This is a genomic window from Yersinia fenwicki (assembly GCF_043099325.1).
Taxonomy (GTDB): domain Bacteria; phylum Pseudomonadota; class Gammaproteobacteria; order Enterobacterales; family Enterobacteriaceae; genus Yersinia.
Window position 1 is genome coordinate 3085034 of the sequence record NZ_CP170755.1, and the last position, 19773, is coordinate 3104806.

Below are 19773 nucleotides of genomic sequence, written 5' to 3' on the forward strand. Positions count from 1 at the left end.
CTTTCACGCTAAAATAGAACCATTATTTTTTCGTAGAATAGAAGGATGATATGGCATTTATACCGAAGAACTACGCGCGTTTGGAAAGTGGGTATAGAGAAAAAGCGTTGAAGATTTTTCCGTGGGTTTGCGGTAAATGTTCACGAGAATTCGTTTATTCCAATCTGCGCGAGCTAACAGTTCACCATATCGACCATGATCACAGTAATAATCCCGAAGATGGCAGCAATTGGGAGATGTTATGCCTTTTTTGCCATGACCATGAACACTCCAAATATACCGAAGCAGACCTCTATGGTTCGACTGTCATCGCTGGCGATGATGCACAAAACGATCAGGGGGTTGCCACCCATAATCCATTCGCTAATTTGAAGTCTTTGATGAAAAAATAGGGCTATTTGGCCGTGACAGCGAAAACGGCCAATACTACATTATAAGGGTTCTTCAGGTGCTCGCTAGAAACCCAATAGCTGTCGGTATGACCGACTTTCTTGTTGTTCTGCCAATAATCCTAATCTATCAGCTAAATCTCGGCATTCAGCCTTGAGATTATCAAGCGACGAGGCATCATCAGTCATAATAGCTATTTCAGCAAAATCACCCAATCTCGCCAGGTTATCAACCGTGACATGAAATTTTCCAACAAAATAGATGCTACGTCGTTTCTCCAATGTAAACGCTGGCTGATAACCTAATGTTGACAACATACTCTGCACTTTGTCGATATCTTCAATATTAGTCGCTTCGCAACGTTCGCTACCCGGCCCTTTAACTATCCACAAACGAATACCCGATGGATTCATTTCTCGTAAAACCATACTTATTTGCTTAGCCGCTAAATCACCACTATTTGCTTCCAGATAGATATCTTTTTCATGATTATCCACGGTAAATGCAATTGCTTTATACATAACTAACTGTTTATGCAATTGAGCGATATCCGATACCTGGAACTTCAACTCAACCTCATATTTACCAACAAAATGCTCACTCATAAAATGCCTTATTAATCCGTGCCATAATCAAATTAGATCCTATACTTCATAGTCTGATGGTCAAAAATTATTATTGTGATAGTCATCAAATTAGCGTCCATACTCGCCATGCTAAGCCGCAAGCTGCACAAATAACAATATAATCGCTAGTGACGTAGAAAGTTTCACAAAATTAATACAATGATAGGGATATGCTTGTATGAAACAATCTAATGATAAAAAAACTGAAACCTTGTTAACTCAGTTGCAGCATATTGTTGGCGCGCGCTACTTATTGACTGGCGAACGACAAACTGAACGTTATCGTACCGGTTTTCGATCAGGCGCGGGTTCTGCCCTCGCGGTCGTATTTCCTTCTACATTGTTGCAACAATGGCAGTTATTGCAGGTCTGCGTAGCAGCCGACACTATCGTTATCATGCAAGCAGCGAATACTGGACTGACCGAGGGTTCAACTCCTAGTGGTGATGATTACGACCGCCCTATTGTTATTTTGAATACATTACGCCTCAATCAAATTCAGTTACTCAATGATGGTAAGCAGGTTATTGGCTTTCCCGGTAGTACTTTGAATCAACTGGAAAAACGCTTAAAACCTTATGACCGTGAACCCCATTCAGTCATTGGTTCTTCCTGTATTGGGGCTTCTGTTATTGGGGGTATTTGTAATAACTCAGGAGGCTCTTTGGTTCAAAGAGGCCCTGCCTACACCGAAATGGCACTATTTGCGCAGATCGATGCTCAAGGTGAGTTGCAATTAATTAATCATCTAGGAATTAATTTAGGCAATACACCAGAGGAGATTTTACAGCGTTTAGAGCGGGGCAAATATCGGGCCAGCGATATTGATCAAGGAACACAGCAAGCATCTGATCATGAATATGCTACACGAGTGAGAGATATTGATGCCCCCACCCCATCTCGTTTTAATGCTGACCCAAGACGCCTATTTGAAGCGTCCGGGTGCGCGGGTAAATTGGCTGTGTTTGCTGTTCGCCTGGATACATTCCCCAGTGAAAAACAGCAGCAAGTTTTTTATATTGGCACCAACCAGACGCAAGTATTAACAGAACTGCGGCGTGCTATTTTACGCAATTTCAAGCACTTGCCAATTGCTGGTGAATACATGCATCGTGACATTTTCGATATCGCAGAGGTGTATGGTAAAGATACATTTGTCATGATCAACAGTATGGGTACCAATAATATGCCGCGTTTCTTCACCTTAAAGGGCAAAATTGATGCGCGTCTGAGTAAAGTTCCGTTTCTGGTTGATCACTTAACTGACCGGATCATGCAAGGTTTTAGCCAAGTACTTCCCAACCATTTGCCAAAGCGACTTAAGAGTTATCGTAATAGATATGAGCATCACTTGATGTTAAAGATGTCAGGTCAAGGTATTACTGAAGCCCAGCAATTTTTAAAGGAGTTTTTTGCTACTGCAGAAGGTAATTTTATTACCTGTACTGCCGATGAAGGTAAAAAAGCTTTTTTACATCGTTTTGCTGCGGCTGGGGCCGCCGTTCGCTATCATGCAGTCCACGCCGATAAAGTTGAAGACATTCTAGCGCTGGATATTGCTCTACCACGTAATGAAGAGCAGTGGTTTGAAACTTTACCACCTGAAATAGACCAATGTCTGGTTGCCAAACTCTACTATGGCCATTTTTTGTGCCATGTTTTTCACCAAGATTATATTGTGAAGAAAGGAGTCGATACGCACGTCTTAAAACAAAAAATGTTATCTCTTCTAAATGATAAAGGGGCTGAATATCCAGCCGAACATAATGTCGGGCACCTCTATATCGCCAAGCCCGGATTAAAGGCTTTTTATCAGCAGATAGACCCAACCAACAGCTTTAACCCAGGGATTGGCAAAGCTTCGAAACTTAAATATTGGCAGACAAAATAATGCTACCAATAATGAGTATGGCTTGAATCAGAAAAAATTAAGCATTATCCGAATTGCAGCAATATAGCGGATCGATTCTGCCAGACAAACTATAGTCATAGTCTGATACCAATTAAGGTTGGTATAACTAGTAAACGTTATTTTTTCATCTTGATGATTGGGAGAACAAATGAAAATAATACTGTGGATTGTTGCGATCATTTTTATTGTAGGCTTACTGACCATTACTGGCGTATTTAAACTAATTTTCTAGTTTTATCAGTAATATGGGAGCTATTAACTCAATATTCTAGGCAGAATTTGCCAGTCACTCGCAAACTCTGCCTTTCAATTATCAATTGTGGTATTTATTCGGATACCTGAGCTAATCGGCCTTGAGCATCTTTTTGCTGGCGATAGCTTTTTGCAGCACCGGGGATCGGTGCGGCCTTACCCGTTTCCATCCAACTGCGCAGACGGTTTGCATCTGCAAAGTGGGTATATTTACCAAAAGCATCCAAAACAACCAGTGCAACAGGGCGATTACCAATAACGGTACGCATTGCCAAACAGTGCCCAGCCTGATTAGTAAAGCCGGTTTTAGTTAGCTGGATATTCCATTTATCGTTATAAACTAAATGGTTAGTATTTCGGAACGGCAACGTGTAATTTGGCTCGCGGAATGTTGCCATTTTCTCGGTTGTGGTGCTTAACTGACCAATGAGTGGATATTGCTTGGTCGCTACCAATAATTTAGTGAGGTCACGCGCTGTCGAAACATTATTTATCGAGAGACCGGTGGGTTCGACATAGCGCGTTTTAGTCATTCCTAGTGATTTAGCTTTTGCATTCATCGCCTTAATAAAGGCGTTATAACCGCCCGGATAGTGATGAGCCAGGCTTGCTGCAGCGCGATTTTCCGACGACATAAGCGCCAGCAACAACATATCTTTGCGGCTAATTTCACTGTTCACTCTAACCCGTGAAAATACGCCTTTCATTTCTTTGGTTTGATGGATATCGACTGAAATAATCTCATCAAGCGGTAATTTAGCATCTAATACCACCATTGCCGTCATCAGTTTGGTGATGGATGCGATCGGAACAACTTCATCTGCATTGTTAGCATAAATTACTTTGTTCGTTTGTAAATCAACCACCATGGAGCTCCCCGAGGCCAGCTCAAGAGGTGCTTTACCTTTCACTTCACTGGCTCCACCACTCGCTATCGCTGCCGGAACAACACTAATACTGGTAGATAAAAGCAAGAAACTTAATAGTGCAAAACGGATTTTCACATGCATGTTCGTCAGCTTAAATAGGTTGTCTGGAGCCATTGTGGTTTATCCGGCGCATTATAAATTACAGTAATGCCGTGCGCACCACACATTCTAAGAATGATTGTTACAAAGATTAAAGCTGCCTAATCGCTGCTCAGCAATAAACATTTTTTAAAGAAGGTAAAGATTAACCCTTAATAATTATTATATTGAAAGATAGTTTTTGTACACAAAACAATCAACAACATAGAGTTGATCGGATTCGGGGGTACTCATTCCATTTCAGCAAATTCATCGCCTGCCTTTTAATTAATCAAGGTAGCCTTAACAAAGTGTCAATAGTATGAAAAAAAACATATTCTAGCTTAAATATTATCCTATAATTCCAACAGAAATTTTTAGATAAACCTAATTTACAGGTGTTTATATGGGTACAACAATTTTTGGTATTCTCTTTGGGGTATTTCTAATCGCAGCTGGGTTAGCGGATATTCATGATGAAAATCTGGCGTCGCTGACATTCTGGGTAGATGCGTTGCTGATTTTTGTTGGGGCCGTATTTCTATTAGGTATAGCAAAATTTATTGGTCGCAAGAAAAAATAGCCTTTTGGCTGACCTCAATAAAGGCGCTTAAAGCGCCTTTTCCCTCATTAATTTTATGCCAACTCTGTCATGACCAACTGAGCTATTTCAAAGTAAATAATCAGACCAGTTCCATCAATAAAAGTCGCAATAAAGGGGGCTGATACCACAGCAGGGTCTATCGATAACCGTTTTAACACCATCGGAATAATGGAAGAAACAATCGCGCTCCATACGGTGATGGCGACAACTGTCAAGCTTACAACAATTGTGACTTCCATTCCGACCCCGAGAAACCAGGCACGAATCCAGGCAGCCAGACCAATAGTCGTTGCCACCATTAACGAAGTAGAAACCTCTTTACGTAATACTGCACCAATATTACGTAAACTGACCTCGCCTAACGCCATCGCGCGGACTAACGTCGAGGTAATTTGCGTCCCACTGTTACCCCCGGTACCAATTAATAATGGAATAAAGAATGCCAACGCAATAGCAGCCTCTAGTTGCTCCTCAAATGCTTTTAATACTGTGCCAGTGTAGGCTTCTGCTACAAATAACAGTAATAACCAAATAACACGTTTACGCCATAATGTTATCGGGCTGGTTTCTAAGTAAGGTTCATCCAGCGGTAAGCTGGCTCCTTGCCGCTGAGCATCCTCAGTATTTTCATCTTCGATCAGCTCAGCAATATCTTGAGCCCGTAATACCCCCATTAATTTACCGTGGCTTAATACGGGAACAAGATCTAAACCGCTTTTTGACAACAGGCCTACCGACTCATGCCGATCCTGATCTGGCGATACTGAGAAATAACTCTGATTAATAATTTGGAAAATTTTTAGATCTTGTTGCTCTTCCGTCAATAATTTTTTAACTGAAAGTAATCCGAGTAAATGCCGATGACCATTGGTCACCAATAACTGGGTCGGTATTTCATTATCGGAGATGTTCTGCAAGAAATAGGCTTTAGCTTCAGCGACTGACATATCAGCCGATACCGCAATATAGGCATCGCTCATATAAGCGCCTAAGGTGGATCCTTTATCTTCGCCTGAATTAAATTGGTCTTGCTTTTGCAATGCTAAGTCGAAATGTGAACTCATAAATCACCCTATTACTGTTATTCATCAACTAAACAGTACTCAAATAGGGGCGTAACCAGATTAGAGAGTGCTCTATGGCTATCTCCGTGTCTAAGTTTTAGCACTATACAACGTATCTGATTCCTCAGAAGTTACTTTGGGCTATACCTTAATCCGATATAGCCTGTCCTAACCTTGGGCGTCTCTGGACGTCGTCAGATCAGTAACCTGTGTTTGTATAGGAGCCTCGCCTAACGAGATACTGCATTTAAAATGCCCGCACACTATAGACGTGATACTTAAAGGAGATCAAAAGAACAATCATTCTTGTTTAGGTTATATTTAAGATTAATATTCATATAAGTAATGAAAAAACAGCAGAAAATCAAACCCGCAGAATAGCTAATGCAATATCTTTTGAGGTTTTTAATGCGCGGATTTCGCTGAATAAATCCGTAGCTTCAGTATATTCTTTGCGCAGATATCCCAGCCACTGTTTGATTCGGGCAACATGATAAAGTCCTGTATCGCCCTGCTTCTCTAATTGCACATACTTTTGCAGCAGTTTGACCACGTCCGGCCACGGCATACGCGGTTCGTTATACTTCACCACTCGGCTTAAATTTGGCACATTCAGTGCGCCACGGCCTAACATAACCGCATCGCAACCCGTAACTTTCATGCACTCTTGCGCACTCTGGTAATCCCAAATTTCGCCATTAGCAATCACGGGTATCGTCAGGCGCTGGCGAATTTCACCTATTGCCTGCCAGTTAATGCGTTCCGCTTGATAACCATCTTCCTTAGTACGGCCATGTACCGCTAATTCCGTTGCGCCCGCTTGTTGCACCGCATCGGCAATTTCAAACTGACGATCACCCGAATCCCAACCTAAACGAATCTTTACCGTTACAGGTAGATGGGCTGGCACAGCTTCACGCATCGCTTTGGCACCCTGATAAATCAGCTCAGGATCTTTTAATAAAGTGGCTCCACCGCCACTGCCGTTAACCAATTTTGAAGGACAGCCGCAGTTTAAATCCACACCGTAAGACCCCAACTCAACAGCACGAGCGGCGTTTTCTGCCAGCCATTGCGGATATTGGCCCAACAATTGGATACGCACCTGAGTACCAGAAGAGGTTCGGCTCTGTTGATGAAGTTCAGGGCATAAACGATAGAAAGATTTTGCAGGCAATAGCTGATCAACTACACGGAGAAACTCAGTGATACATAAATCGTAGTCATTCACTTCAGAAAGGAGTTCTCGGACTAATGAGTCGAGAACGCCTTCCATAGGTGCCAGCAAAACACGCATAACTTCACTCATCGGGAAATAAGCACAGTATGTTACTGTTAAGTTCTATGTTTTATCAATATAAAATCCAAAGTATCCGTTTCTGTGAGTGCAGCAAGAAAGTTATTCTTTAAATTTCCATACTGACCTTCATGAAATGCCCCCCCCCTTTTACCAAGGGTGGCTTATAATAGTAAAAGTCAGTGCTGTATAACTATAATAAAGTGTCTATTAACCTAGTTTATCCGGTGAACAATCACGAATGATTTTACCATTTTTGATGACCAGCACACGGTCAAAGTAATTCACCAAATAACGTTTATGAGTCACCATGATTAATGTTTTCCCTGTGATAAGATTGTCTAGATTATCGAATATCTTCCTCTCTGCATTTTCAGAGATATTAGAAGTTGGCTCATCCCACAGAAAAACGTTAGCATTACTACTTAAACTCCTCGCAATAAGAAGTTGCTGCTGTTGACCAGAGGATAAATTTCTCGCCATAAAACTGACTGGGAATTTTAACCCCATAGGATGCTGTAAAACAAAGTCACAGTTTGTCGCGTTAAGCGCTTTTACAATACGGTTTCGATCATTTTGTGGTTTTAGTGCGAAGTTACTCTCTACCGAACCGGTGAACAACGTATCATGTGTAGTGACAACGCTCAGTTGTTGCGAAAAGAAATTTTGCGACAGATGATTTACATTATATCCATCATAAAGTATGGCGCCTTCAGTAGCTGATATATAACCAGACAATAAAGATAACAATGTACTCTTTCCTGCGCCACAGTCGCCAATAATAGCAACTCTTTGACCTGCGGGGATATCTACAGATAAGTTATTTATTACTGCAGGAGATTTTGTATCATATTGGCAGCTAACGCCCATAACAGAAATGTTTCCTACACAATGGCTAATTGATTGAAGTACCTGCGTTTCTTCTTTCGATTCCTCTTCAAAAAATGCGACTAAATCTTTCGCTGTTTTCTCGGCTGAAAGCACTGAGATGATAGTTGATGAGAAGTTAGAAATAATACCCGACAATCTACCTGAAACAATAACTGAAGAGATAATAGCACCCGTAGTAATGCTACCATTAATCACCATGAAGAATGCGACCACCATTAGTGTGATCTGTGTTATGGATGAAATACTACCTAAAGTAGATTGATACAACACACTTACCTGTCTTAATTTTAGATTAAGATAAGATTGATCATTAGAGCTATTAACCCAATCAAGGAGAAGATTTTGATTATTTAATGTATGGATCATTTTAATAGAGTAAAAAACTTCTGTCATAAAGACATTTCTATTTTTCTGTCCTTCTTTTTGCTGGTTCATCAAGCCCTGAGTATAATAATGGTTGCCGATAGAAATCGCGATAGCAAAAATAAACATAACGATAGGAATAACGACTGCCGCGCCTAAGTTAATATAAATAACAGCAATAAAAATAATGAGTATAGGTATATCCGCAATCCGTTGAAATATTGAGTTAATCAACACAGGTTTAACTTTCTGAAATTCATTCCACAAGACAAAAGCCGAAGACATTGATCTACTACTTTTCTTTTTATTATAAAGTACAGCCTCTAAAAAAGTCACATCGATATCAACATCGTCTTTCCTTGACGTGATCGACTGATAAATATCTTTCGATGTTCGAAGCATAAACTCGAATATAATGAACAATGCAGCAATAAAAGCAACACCAAATAAAGAAGAAATAGATGTACTAGGAACCAATTTATCATAATAAAGGTTACTGAATACTGGTATAGTCAGAGCAAACACTGCCATAAACAACGATGTGATAAAGTACTTACTATAGAATATTTTATTAGCCGACAGTGCATTTTTTAAGATATTTTTTGCACGTATACTTTCAACAACATTTTTCAAAGGCTGTAAGCTAAACGCTGAAATGGTTGCTATAACATCTGGTGTCATTTGAACTTCAGATATTTCCCCCTGTTCGTTTACTAATTTGAAGCCTTCCCCACCGCCGACACATACCATCCATTTCATTTCTGGTGTAATAAGTATAATTGGCATTGCTTCATTAAGTAAATCTTCAGATGTTGTAAAGAAAACATCTTGCAAAGATAACCCCAAAGATAAAAAGAAGTTTTTCATCTTCACCACATCATTACTATTTTTTCTATCATAGTATTGAAATCTATTATTTATGTCATTCTCTGAGACATTAATTTTTAAATCAAATCCTTTAGATGCAAAAGACAATGCGCTTTCAACACTTAAAAAGTAGTGTTCTAATTTTACTTCCATATTAAACTCCCCCACCATCAGATGGGGGCCTCGCATAATTATTAATAGTAATCGTTAATTTCATCAATTGGAGCAATATAATTGACTGAACTGTTAGTGAAAATTTCGGAAATAATATTACCCTGTTGACCAGTGGCCAAACCTGAGGCTTCTATCTCTTTCGCATCTTTCCCATTTCCAGCCATAGAGTTAACAATTTCATCTGATGAGTGATCGATTGTGAACTCTTTCTCCTTAATGATGAAACCAGCATCTTCAGCGGTGAATTTAACTTCCAAAGTGTATTTACCATCCACCGAGGGCATGTATGCCTGGAATAGTGCTTTCTGATCAACAACTGGAAGTTCATATTCACGGCCATCTAATACTGCGACAACACTCGTGACATCTTTTGGAACCGAAATTTCAAACTCTGGTTTTTGCAGCTGAGTTACAGTGCCATCTTCTGATGACTCAAGTAAGGTAATGCGGTATTCATCTTCCTGATTATCATGACTCAGCGGTTTAATACTCAGTTCCGCAAACTGGCTTTCTGTACTGTTTTCTACCACCAGACCATCGGCTGAAGACTGAGTCGTGTCTTCCGGATTTATTAGGATTTCCGGCTGAACTGGCTGAGTATCAATATTCACCGTAAATGGTGCAGAGGATTTTTTATTACCGGCCCTATCTTCCACATTGACGGTGAGTTTATAAGTGTCATCTTCCCAAGGTGTTGATGGGGTAAAACTCCACTTATTCGTTCCGTGATCATATGTTGCCTCTATGTCATAACCTTGACTACTAGTGCCAGTCATAACATTGATCTTGACGCTAGCAATATCAGAGTCAATGCTATGCAAATCAAATCTTGGCTGAGATTTATTAGTTATATTATCAGTCGCATTACTTCCATTATCCTCACCAACAGCTAATTCAATACTTGGCTGAGTGAGTTCGGTATCAATGCTAAACGCCAACGATTTTTCATCCTGACCGTTCATCTTGTCGACAACTTTTACCATCAACTGGTATTGTCCGTGTGGTAATTCGGAGGAAGGGATATAACCCCAGATACTGGCGCTACCGGTAGATGTCGCGTTTATCCAGTTTATTCCGTTATCGGTACTCACAAGAACTTTATTTACACCCTCCGATACCTTAATACTAAACTGAGGAAGTTTATCATTCGTTAAGTTATCCGTTTCATCGTTGCCCGTCTTATTGATTAATTCAACTTGAGTAACAGATGCCACAGGAACAATCACCATTGAGAGTGAATCTGAAGTTTTGGTGTTGCCCGCTTTATCGGTAACCTGAACAGAGAGTTGGTAACTGCCATCTTGCCATTCCTCCGGCGCGGTAAAACGCCAATCTCCATTAATATCTTGTTTTAAACTCTCCGGGCTAAGGGGAATATTATTATGCAATATTAAAACCGTAACCTCAGATACGTCTTCATCAATATTGCGAATAATAAAGCCTGGCTGCGATGGGCGGATTAGAGTGTCATTACCATCAGTAACTATATTCTGACCCTCGACAACATCCAGCTCAATAGTTGGCTGAGTAAGTTCGGTATCAATGCTAAAATCATATGACTTAGACGTTGTAGTATTCGCATTATCAGTCAATGTGGCTGTTATTTTATAGTCACCATGACTCAGTTCGCCATCCGGTGTATATGTCCATTGGCCCTTGCCTATCTTGCTTGCATTGAACTGATTGCCATTAATATTTAGCACAACACTAATCACATCATTATCTATATCGCTAATAACGAATTTTGGTTTAGCGTTGCTGGTTATATTATCGCCCAAAGCCCCCTTATCTGAGTCGGTGTCCAGTGTAATAACTCCTTGTTCTTTAAGAAGATCTAGTTGTTTGCTTTCACTGAATCGACCTATCTTTGATTTACTGTAAATATTAACCTTTCCCTCTACCTGATAGGGAATATAAGCACTCCACTCCCCGGTAGTTGCATTAACAATTACCGTATCGACACGTTTGCCATTCATATCTTCAATATAAACCCAGGAAGCTCCAATAGCTGTACCACTTAAAGCAATTTCATCATTTAGCACTATATTAGATTTCGTAATTTCTACGGCTGCAAGAATACCTCGTTCAATAAATATTGTTTTACTTTCACTCTTTGAATGCCCAGCCGGATCCTTAATAGTAAGGATGATTTTTGATTCTCCTGTAGGGAGTTTGTCGGTGCTGATTTTCCAATTTCCATCAGTGCCGACATCAACGTCTTCAATTAGCTGACCATCTAACATCAGCGATACTTTCGCCCCAACTTCCCCTTTACCGTGCATCACCGTAACGTCTTTATCACTCCCCCAGCTAATTCCATCAGACGCGCGATTATCTTCAAGAAGACTGGTAAATTCACTAATGCCAGTATCAATATTTAGGAAATATGTGTTCGAATTGATGTGCCCGCCACGGTCAGTAGAGGTAATTTCGATAGTCAGTTCACCTTCACTAAAGTTGGCAGTATTTATCGACCGCAACCACATCCCGTTTTCATCAGTCCAGGTTTTGTCTCGCACAACCCCACTATTATCAACCCAGTTCTGAGGTAACATAAGCCCATTAACCTTAATCTGAATTTGGGTATCTGCTTCAGCTTTACCGCTGAACATCATATTCTGGCTTTTCTCCCGAATATAATATTTACCATTTTTGGCAATAAAACTTTCTAAGGTAACGCCGTCAATCGTATCCATTGTAACGGGTGTTGTATTGGATGTATCAACCACAAACTTGTATTCTCCGGAAGTCTCCGTATTCCCAGCCTTATCCTCAATCGTAAAATAAATAGTATGATGACCATCTTCCAAATCTACTGGTAATTTATAAGTTCTATGATCAAATGTTGTTTTTGTTGTGTCAATATACTTACCATCAACAAATACCTTAACATTTTGTCCCGACTCACCATATAGATAAAAACCCGGTTTGTCTGTATTGGCAACTGTTATATCAGAGTCAATGCCATTATATTTCCCAGTTAGTATGTATGGTTTGCTAATATTTGTTTTAGAGTCAATAATCATTGTCAGGCTTTTGGAACTCTCTGTATTACCCGCTAAATCTTTTGCTGTCGCTCGAAGATAGTATTCACCATCTATCAATTCATCTTCGTATTGATAAGACCAGTTGCCTGTATGATCCACTTTTACTTCTGCAAATACGGTGTCATCCCTGGAGAGAGAGATTGTTGAACCAGCCTCCGCTGTCCCTGTTAATATTGGTTTTTTGAAATTTGTCAGAACATCATCAGTCGCTGCCGAATTGGTAGCAACAGCCAACTGAAGGGTAGGACGAATTGTTTCAGAATCGAGTTCTACCGCAAAATCGTCGCTTTCTTTGACGTTGCCAGCAGCATCACTAATCTTCACTTTAACACGATGATGGCCCTCTTTCTTTAGAGAGGCTGAGGTGCTCCAGGTTCCATCTTGCTCTACAGTGACAGAGTTGGCTAAAATACCATCAACTAATATATCAACCGTAGCACCAGGTTCACCTTGCCCGCTGATAGGTAATGCGCTTTGGTTTGTTATCTCTGGGATATTATCAACTTCAAAATGACTGATTTCTGAATCAATTGTTACTGTCGCAGTACTCGATGATTTTTCATTTCCAGCAAGATCCGTCGCGATAAACTTAACCTGATACTCACCGTCACGGCTATTATCAGGCAGGGTGAATTGAACCCGCCCTGTACCATCAGCTGTCACGGTTCCCTGACTTTTACCGTTAATCATGACTTCAACCAAAGCATGTGGATCGGTCGAAGCCTGTAAAATCGGGGATCTTTCTTGGGTCACTAAATCAAATTTATCGCCCGTATTACTGTCCTTGTGCAACGTGATATCAGAAATATCGATAGAATTATCTAGCTCAATGGCAATATCTTTGCTCGCGGAATTACCTGCTTTATCCCACGACCTCACTGTGAATTTATTACTCCCATTTGACAACTTAACGTCAGAACTCCAATTACCGCTGCTGTCGACTATAAATTCATTGATAAAGTCGCCATTTTCATCGTGAATCATTAACTTGGCCCCTGGTTCCGCTTGCCCTTCCAGAGTGACATCGCTTTTATTGGTGAGATTATCGTTACCTTTAGCACCCGTATCATCTGTTGCCTTCAACGCAACCGACAAAATGTTGTTCTCGGTATCAACAGTTAATATTTTCGAATCGAAAGTCTTTTCATTCCCAGCAATATCCTTAACCTGAATCGCAACAGTATATTTACCATCTGCCCCCAAATGTGGTAATAAGCGACTCCAGTCTCCTGTTTCTGATGCAGTCACTTCTTCGTGCTTTACGCCGTTAACTAAGATAGTTATTTTACTATTTGGCTCACTTGTCCCTGTCACGACAGGCGTGGCGGTGCTGATATAGCCGTTCTTCTCGTTTGCCACCGACCAGGATATATCTTCTACCTGGGCATCAATGACAAGATTCATTTCCTCCGACAAAATTTCCTGAGCATCTCGCGGATCTTCAATACCCACTTTAAGAGAATAAGCTCCTTCAGATTGTTTCGGCAATGTATAGCTGTAATACCCTGATGAGTCTGAAGAAACGCTGTCAATGTTATGGTTATTAAGATAAATAACCACCTTGGCATTCGGCAGCGTCAATCCCGTGATCGTTGGTTGTAGTTCTGAGGTGATAAAATCGCCCAAAACCCCAGAATCCGATATCTCATCCAATTTAATGGTCGGATTTATAATATCGAAATAGGGAATTTTGACGATGATAGCTTTCTCTGCCGATGTGTTTTCGGCAATATCTGTTGCAATCACGCTGACGGTATGGTCACCCATCTTCATCGCAGTTTTCGGCTTCCAACTCCATGCTCCATTGGCATCAGCCGTAGTAGAATCCACGATCACACCATCAATGAGCAGCGAGATAGATGACAATGCTTCGGCAACACCTTTGAACTCAGGAAAAAGGTTGAGCGCCTCCAAATTATCATTTGGAGAATGTTCAGCCAACGCTATCGTCGGATCAATTGTCGTGGTGTCGATAGTAAATACGATGTCGGTACTATCAATGTTACCTGTAGTATCCGTCGCGGTGACCTTAAGGATAATCGTGGGCACGTTAAGTTCGGTATCCGTCGTAAACATCAGTGATGAAAAGGTTTCATTGCCCGCTTTATCAATGGCTTTTGCTTCTAACTTGTGCTCAGCATCTGACAGTGAAGCCGTTGGGGTATAACTCCACGCCCCAGCGCTGCCCTCCGTCACCTCGACCCACTGACCGCCATCTATTCTGACCTGTAAGATCTGCACATCTTTGTCTGTATTGATAAGGAATTTCGGTGTGGCAATATGAGTCAGATTATCGTGCTGGTCGCTACCGGTATCCTGTCCCGCAGCCAGGGCGATGGCGAGTACGGGCGCAGTACTATCAACCTGTACCGTCACTGCGGGAGACGTCTCTTTGTTGCCCGCCTTATCCGTCACACTCACTGTCAACTGGTATTCCCCATCAACCCAATCAGTTGATGGCGTAAAGCCCCACTGGTTCCCCGTTTTCGTCGCAGTCACAACCTCGGGCTTTTTGCCATTTTGAGTGACCTCGACCGTCACTACATTCACGTCCGGATCAATGTTACTCAAAGCAAATGTCGGCCGCTTCTTGTTGGTTAAGCCGTCGCTAACAGAATGACCAGTATCCTCATCCGCAGCCAGGGCGATGGTGGGCTTAGTCAGTTCGGTATCGACCTGCACCGTCAGTGGCTCTGATTTCTTATGATTACCGGCCTCATCCGTTACACTCACCGTGAGTTGATAATTTCCGTCAATCCAGTCAGTTGGCAACGTGAAACCCCATTGATCGTTGGATTTCGTGGCGACCAAAGGCGTGAGTGTGTTGCCATCATGGGTCACTTCAACCATCACCTCATTCACATCTGGATCAATATTACTCAAAGCAAATTTTGGCCGATTCTTATTGGTTAAGCCGTCACTCGCTGAACTGCCGGTATCCTCACCCGCAGCCAGGGCGATGGTGGGCTCCCTCAGTTTGGTATCGACCTGTACAACTAATGGGGCTGATTTCTTATGGTTACCCGCCTCGTCCGTTACACTCACCGTGAGTTGATAATTTCCGTCAACCCAGTCAGTTGGCAGTGTGAAGCCCCATTGATCATTAGATTTCGTGGCGACCAAAGGCGTGAGCTTTTTGCCATCATGGGTCACTTCAACCGTCACATCATTCACATCAGAATCAATATCGCTCAAAGCAAATGTTGGCCGCTTTTGGTTGGTTAAGCCGTCACTACCCGAATGGCCGGTATCCTCGCCCGCAGCCAGGGCAATAACTGGCACGTTAAGTTCGGTATCCGTCGTAAACGTCAGTGATGAGAGGGTTTCATTACCTGCTTTATCAATAGCTTTTGCTTCTAACTTGTGCTCAGCATCTGACAGTGAAGCCGATGGGGTATAACTCCACACCCCAGCGCTGCCCGCCGTCACCTCGACCCACTGACCGCCGTCTATTCTGACCTGTAAGATCTCCACATCTTTGTCTGTATTGATAACGAATTTCGGCGTGGCAATATGGGTCAGATTATCGTGCTGGTCGCTGCCAGTATCCTGCCCCACAGCCAGGACGATGGTGGGCTCAGCCAGTTCGGTATCAACCGTCACCTCCAGTGGAGCTGATTTCTTATCGTTACCCGCCTCATCCGTTACACTCACGGTGAGCTGATATTTCCCATCTGCCCAGTCAGTTGGCAGTGTGAAGCCCCATTGATCGTTGGATTTCGTGGCGACTAAAGGCGTGAGTGTTTTGCCATCATGGATCACTTCAACCGTCACCTTATTCACATCTGAATCAATATTGCTCAAATCAAATATGGGCCGCTTCTTGTTGGTTAAGCCGTCACTAACCGAATGGCCGGTATCCTCACCCGCAGCCAGTGTGATGGTTGGCTCAGTCAGTTCAGTATCAATATTCAAAGTAAATGGCTGACTATCAGCCGAGTTGCCCGCAATGTCTTCTGCTTTGACGTAAAATTGATACTCACCATCAGGTAAAACATCAATAAAGGTATAAGACCAAACGCCCTTAGTTAAATTAGTTGCTAACCCAATTTTCATATTGGATGATTTATCCCAAACCTGAACTTCTCTTACGTCTGCATCTACATTTTTAATAAGTAATACTGGTTTTGAAAAATGAGTCAGTTTATCGTCTTGTGCACCGGAATCAGTTACAGAACTGAGTTCAATGGCGGGAATCGACAGATTTGTATCGACTTCAATGAGAAGATTAGTAGAGAACTCAGTGTTTCCTGCAACATCTTCAACCCAGGCGGATAAGGTATATTTACCATCATCTAACTTTTGGGCATCACTAAACTTATATTCCCATTCTCCTTTTTCATTAGCTAATACATTACCAACAGGTTTAGTGCCCAATAAAATATTAACCCTGGCATAAGCTGCAGATGTCCCGATTAGATTGGGTTTATTTTCATTGGTAATACTATCATTAGTATCCAAACCAGTATCATTAAGCAGTTTTAACGTTGGTTTAATGGTTGAGCTAATGACTTCAAATTTATATTCTATAGATTTGCTACTATTATCCGCAGCATCTTTAGATTCAACAACAGCATGATGAATACTATCATTCAAAATAGATTTCGTGCTGATATTCCAAACACCATCCGCTCCAACAATGACTTCACCTTCCAGTTTGCCATTTACATATAAAGTCAGCGTTGAATTAGCTTCAGCCTGACAGGTAAAAGATGGCGTGGTGACTTTTGTAATATTATCAGATTTAATACCCGTATCTGAGCTGTCATGCAGTTTAATAGAAGGCTGACTAATGAAACTATCAATAATAAGCTGATAGTCCTGAGTAGAAGTCAAACTCAATTTATCTGTGGCAACAACTTTTATATTATATTTATCATCCGGTAAGTTTTGACGAATATCTAATCCCCACACGCCAGCTTCATCAGCAACTTGTGTCCCGATTAACTTCTCACCAATATATACTTTCACAGTCGCATATTGTTGTGCGGTGCCTGCCAATGTTAGGCCACTCTGATTACTGGTAATCCAATCACCCTTAATGCCTGAATCGTCAGTCGGATCCAATACAGCTGTAGGTACTGCAGTATCAGTCTGAACTATAAATGAATAATTTAACTTAGTTGATTTATTACCCGCAACATCCTGAGCAAGGAAATCGATTTGATAGTTTCCGTCTAATAATTTATCTGGAAAACTGTATTCCCATTGACCATTTGAGCCTACATTAACAGAGGCTTCTGCACGCCCCGCTAACATAACCTTAACGGTTGAACCTGGTTCAGCAGTACCGACAAAAACAGGTAATTCCTCTTTAGTAACTACATGATCATTAGGTAAAGTGACAAAATTATTCAATGCTGCCGTTGGGACGATAGGGGCGACGGTATCAACATGATAATTAAAGAAGTACTCTTCACTATTATCCGCTTTATCAGTCACCTTGAAGCTTATTTTATTATTGCCTTCGACAGAGTTATTTAAAAATGTAAAGCTCCAGGCACCATTTTTATTTGAAGAGATATTTACAATTTTTCCAGTACTTTCATTGGTGACCTCTATTGCACAATCAGGCTCAGTGAGCCCAGCTAATCTAGGGCTCAGCACATTCGTTATGTTATCTTTTGTAATACCACTGTCATCTTCATCGATGATACCTGCACTAAATTTACTGATTACGGTATCAATCTCGAAATGCAGAGAGTTTGCTTCAGATTTGTTACCAGCCAGATCACTGGCGATGGCGCGTAATGTATATTTACCATCAGTTAATTGAGATAAATGGGTAAAACTCCAATTTCCATTTTTATCCGCAACCACATCTTTTAAATGTTCAGAACCTAAAAACAATTCAACTTTAGCACCAGGTTCACTCTTGCCTAAAAAGGTTGGTTGTTTTACCTGAGTAACATTGTCATTTTTAAGACCGGAATTACTATCCGACTCTAACGTGATTGTCGGTTTTTCTGGCGGAATACTATCAACATCAATAATGCCAGTATTTGTTGCACGGTTATCCGCCTTGTCGATAGCGACCAGTCGAATTGTATTATTGCCTTCTGCTAATTCACTATTCTTGAACCGGTATTCCCACTCACCACTATTGTTCACACTGACCGTTGTTAATAACTTACTGCCAATATAGATTTCAACTACTGCGTCTTTCTCGGCCATTCCTTTTATAGTAGGCGTTAATTTTGCAGTTAAGTTGTTTCCTGCCGCAGCCTTATCATCTACTGAAAGTTCAAAAGTAGGCAGCATTGTGGTTTTATCCACCGTGATCGTTAACTGAGTAGTGCCAGTTGCACCACTCTCATCTGTCGCGTCAACAGAAAATACATAATTGCCTTCATCTAACTCGATAGGTGAAGTAAATACGAAATTACCTAAACTGTCTGAAACCAAACTACTAATAGAAATATCATCTAACTTGATTATTATCGCGGTGTTCGGCCCAGTAGTTCCAATAAAAGCTGGTATGCCGATATTGGTGAGCGTGTCACTTTTGCTACCACTATTACTGCTATTATCTAATTTTAAACTAACAGAAATATTTTCTGGCAAAATAGGTTCATCGGATATATGGACTGGTTTACTACTACTATTTGAACGTCCTTTTCCCGTATTAACATTAATCGGTTTTATTAACACCTGATCATTTTCCTGAACGGATTTTATATATTTTTGTTCTTCAACTTCTTGATTGTCAGGAGATTGCGCCATATTCTCTTTAGATGCGATATCACCCAAAAAGTTATTAAGTACATTTTCAATTTCTTTTGAAGCATTTTGTGCTTCGACCATTTCACTGATAGCTTTATTGGCCTCATTTTTAGCTTTGTCAGCAGCTTCTTCGGTTTTTTTAGCCTCTTCTATTTTTTGTTTCAGCTTTGCTTGTTCTTTTTCAGCTTCATTTTTACTTTTTATATCATGGTCATTTTTATAGTTATTATCATTCGAGTCCACTATTGTGGAATCAATTCTATCTAATTTAATATTTTTCAGATCGATATTACTAACCAATTGATTACCAGGTACAGTCCCATCATTAAATTTAACTGAGAGTTTGTTTCCTTTAATACTGGAATAAAGAGCACCGTTGATGATAACTGTCGTTCCCTTCGGCGTAACCACATTCATATCTGGGCCAGATATGACTATTTTAACTTCGTTTTTAGATCCCAACGATGAAAGGTCAATAATAGAGTCTTCATTGGCGAATATTTTGGTTGTGTTCATTTCAGTACCTAAATTAATTTTCAGTTGGAAAAAATTTAAT

Annotated in this window: 9 protein-coding genes and 1 riboswitch; of the genes, 3 read left to right on the forward strand and 6 right to left on the reverse strand. The window is 40.9% G+C overall.

All coding sequences use genetic code 11. The annotated features are described in order from the left end of the window. Positions 1-50: 50 nt before the first annotated feature. Positions 51-392 carry an HNH nuclease YajD gene (gene yajD, locus ACF3VQ_RS14125; protein WP_392431726.1) on the forward strand — a complete coding sequence of 114 codons (342 nt, stop codon included), beginning with the start codon at positions 51-53 and terminating at the stop codon, positions 390-392. 63 nt (positions 393-455) lie between these two features. On the opposite strand, the gene cyaB is transcribed toward yajD, so the two are convergent. Further along, positions 456-995: a class IV adenylate cyclase gene (gene cyaB, locus ACF3VQ_RS14130; RefSeq protein WP_392431728.1), complete on the reverse strand. Its 540-nt coding sequence runs from the start codon at positions 993-995 to the stop codon at positions 456-458. 199 nt (positions 996-1194) lie between these two features. On the opposite strand from cyaB, the gene dld reads away from it, so the two are divergent. Continuing rightward, positions 1195-2907, forward strand: coding sequence for a D-lactate dehydrogenase (gene dld, locus ACF3VQ_RS14135; protein WP_392431730.1), 1713 nt, complete (start codon positions 1195-1197; stop codon positions 2905-2907). A 347-nt stretch (positions 2908-3254) separates the two neighbouring features. Here the strand turns inward: dld and pbpG are convergent, their stop codons facing one another. Further along, positions 3255-4190 (reverse strand): D-alanyl-D-alanine endopeptidase, encoded by a 936-nt coding sequence (pbpG, locus tag ACF3VQ_RS14140; protein ID WP_392431732.1) that lies wholly within the window; start codon positions 4188-4190, stop codon positions 3255-3257. A gap of 403 nt (positions 4191-4593) precedes the next feature. Here pbpG and ACF3VQ_RS14145 point away from each other — a divergent pair, with 403 nt between their 5' ends. Further along, positions 4594-4770: a hypothetical protein gene (locus ACF3VQ_RS14145; RefSeq protein WP_004391528.1), complete on the forward strand. Its 177-nt coding sequence runs from the start codon at positions 4594-4596 to the stop codon at positions 4768-4770. 53 nt (positions 4771-4823) lie between these two features. Here ACF3VQ_RS14145 and ACF3VQ_RS14150 read toward each other — a convergent pair whose 3' ends face one another. The 4 genes from ACF3VQ_RS14150 to ACF3VQ_RS14165 form a co-directional block, all read right to left on the reverse strand. Next, positions 4824-5855: a magnesium transporter gene (locus tag ACF3VQ_RS14150; RefSeq protein WP_392431734.1), complete on the reverse strand. Its 1032-nt coding sequence runs from the start codon at positions 5853-5855 to the stop codon at positions 4824-4826. A gap of 75 nt (positions 5856-5930) precedes the next feature. Next, positions 5931-6100: riboswitch (M-box (ykoK) riboswitch) on the reverse strand. 119 nt (positions 6101-6219) lie between these two features. Beyond that, the gene (gene dusC, locus ACF3VQ_RS14155) at positions 6220-7152 is read right to left on the reverse strand and encodes a tRNA dihydrouridine(16) synthase DusC (protein WP_392435594.1); all 933 of its coding nucleotides are present in this window, start codon (positions 7150-7152) and stop codon (positions 6220-6222) included. A 210-nt stretch (positions 7153-7362) separates the two neighbouring features. Next, positions 7363-9426, reverse strand: coding sequence for an ATP-binding cassette domain-containing protein (locus ACF3VQ_RS14160; RefSeq protein WP_392431736.1), 2064 nt, complete (start codon positions 9424-9426; stop codon positions 7363-7365). A 41-nt stretch (positions 9427-9467) separates the two neighbouring features. Next, a complete protein-coding gene (locus ACF3VQ_RS14165) occupies positions 9468-19733 on the reverse strand; it encodes an Ig-like domain-containing protein (RefSeq protein WP_392431738.1) in 10266 nt (3421 codons plus the stop codon). Positions 19734-19773 lie beyond the last annotated feature (40 nt).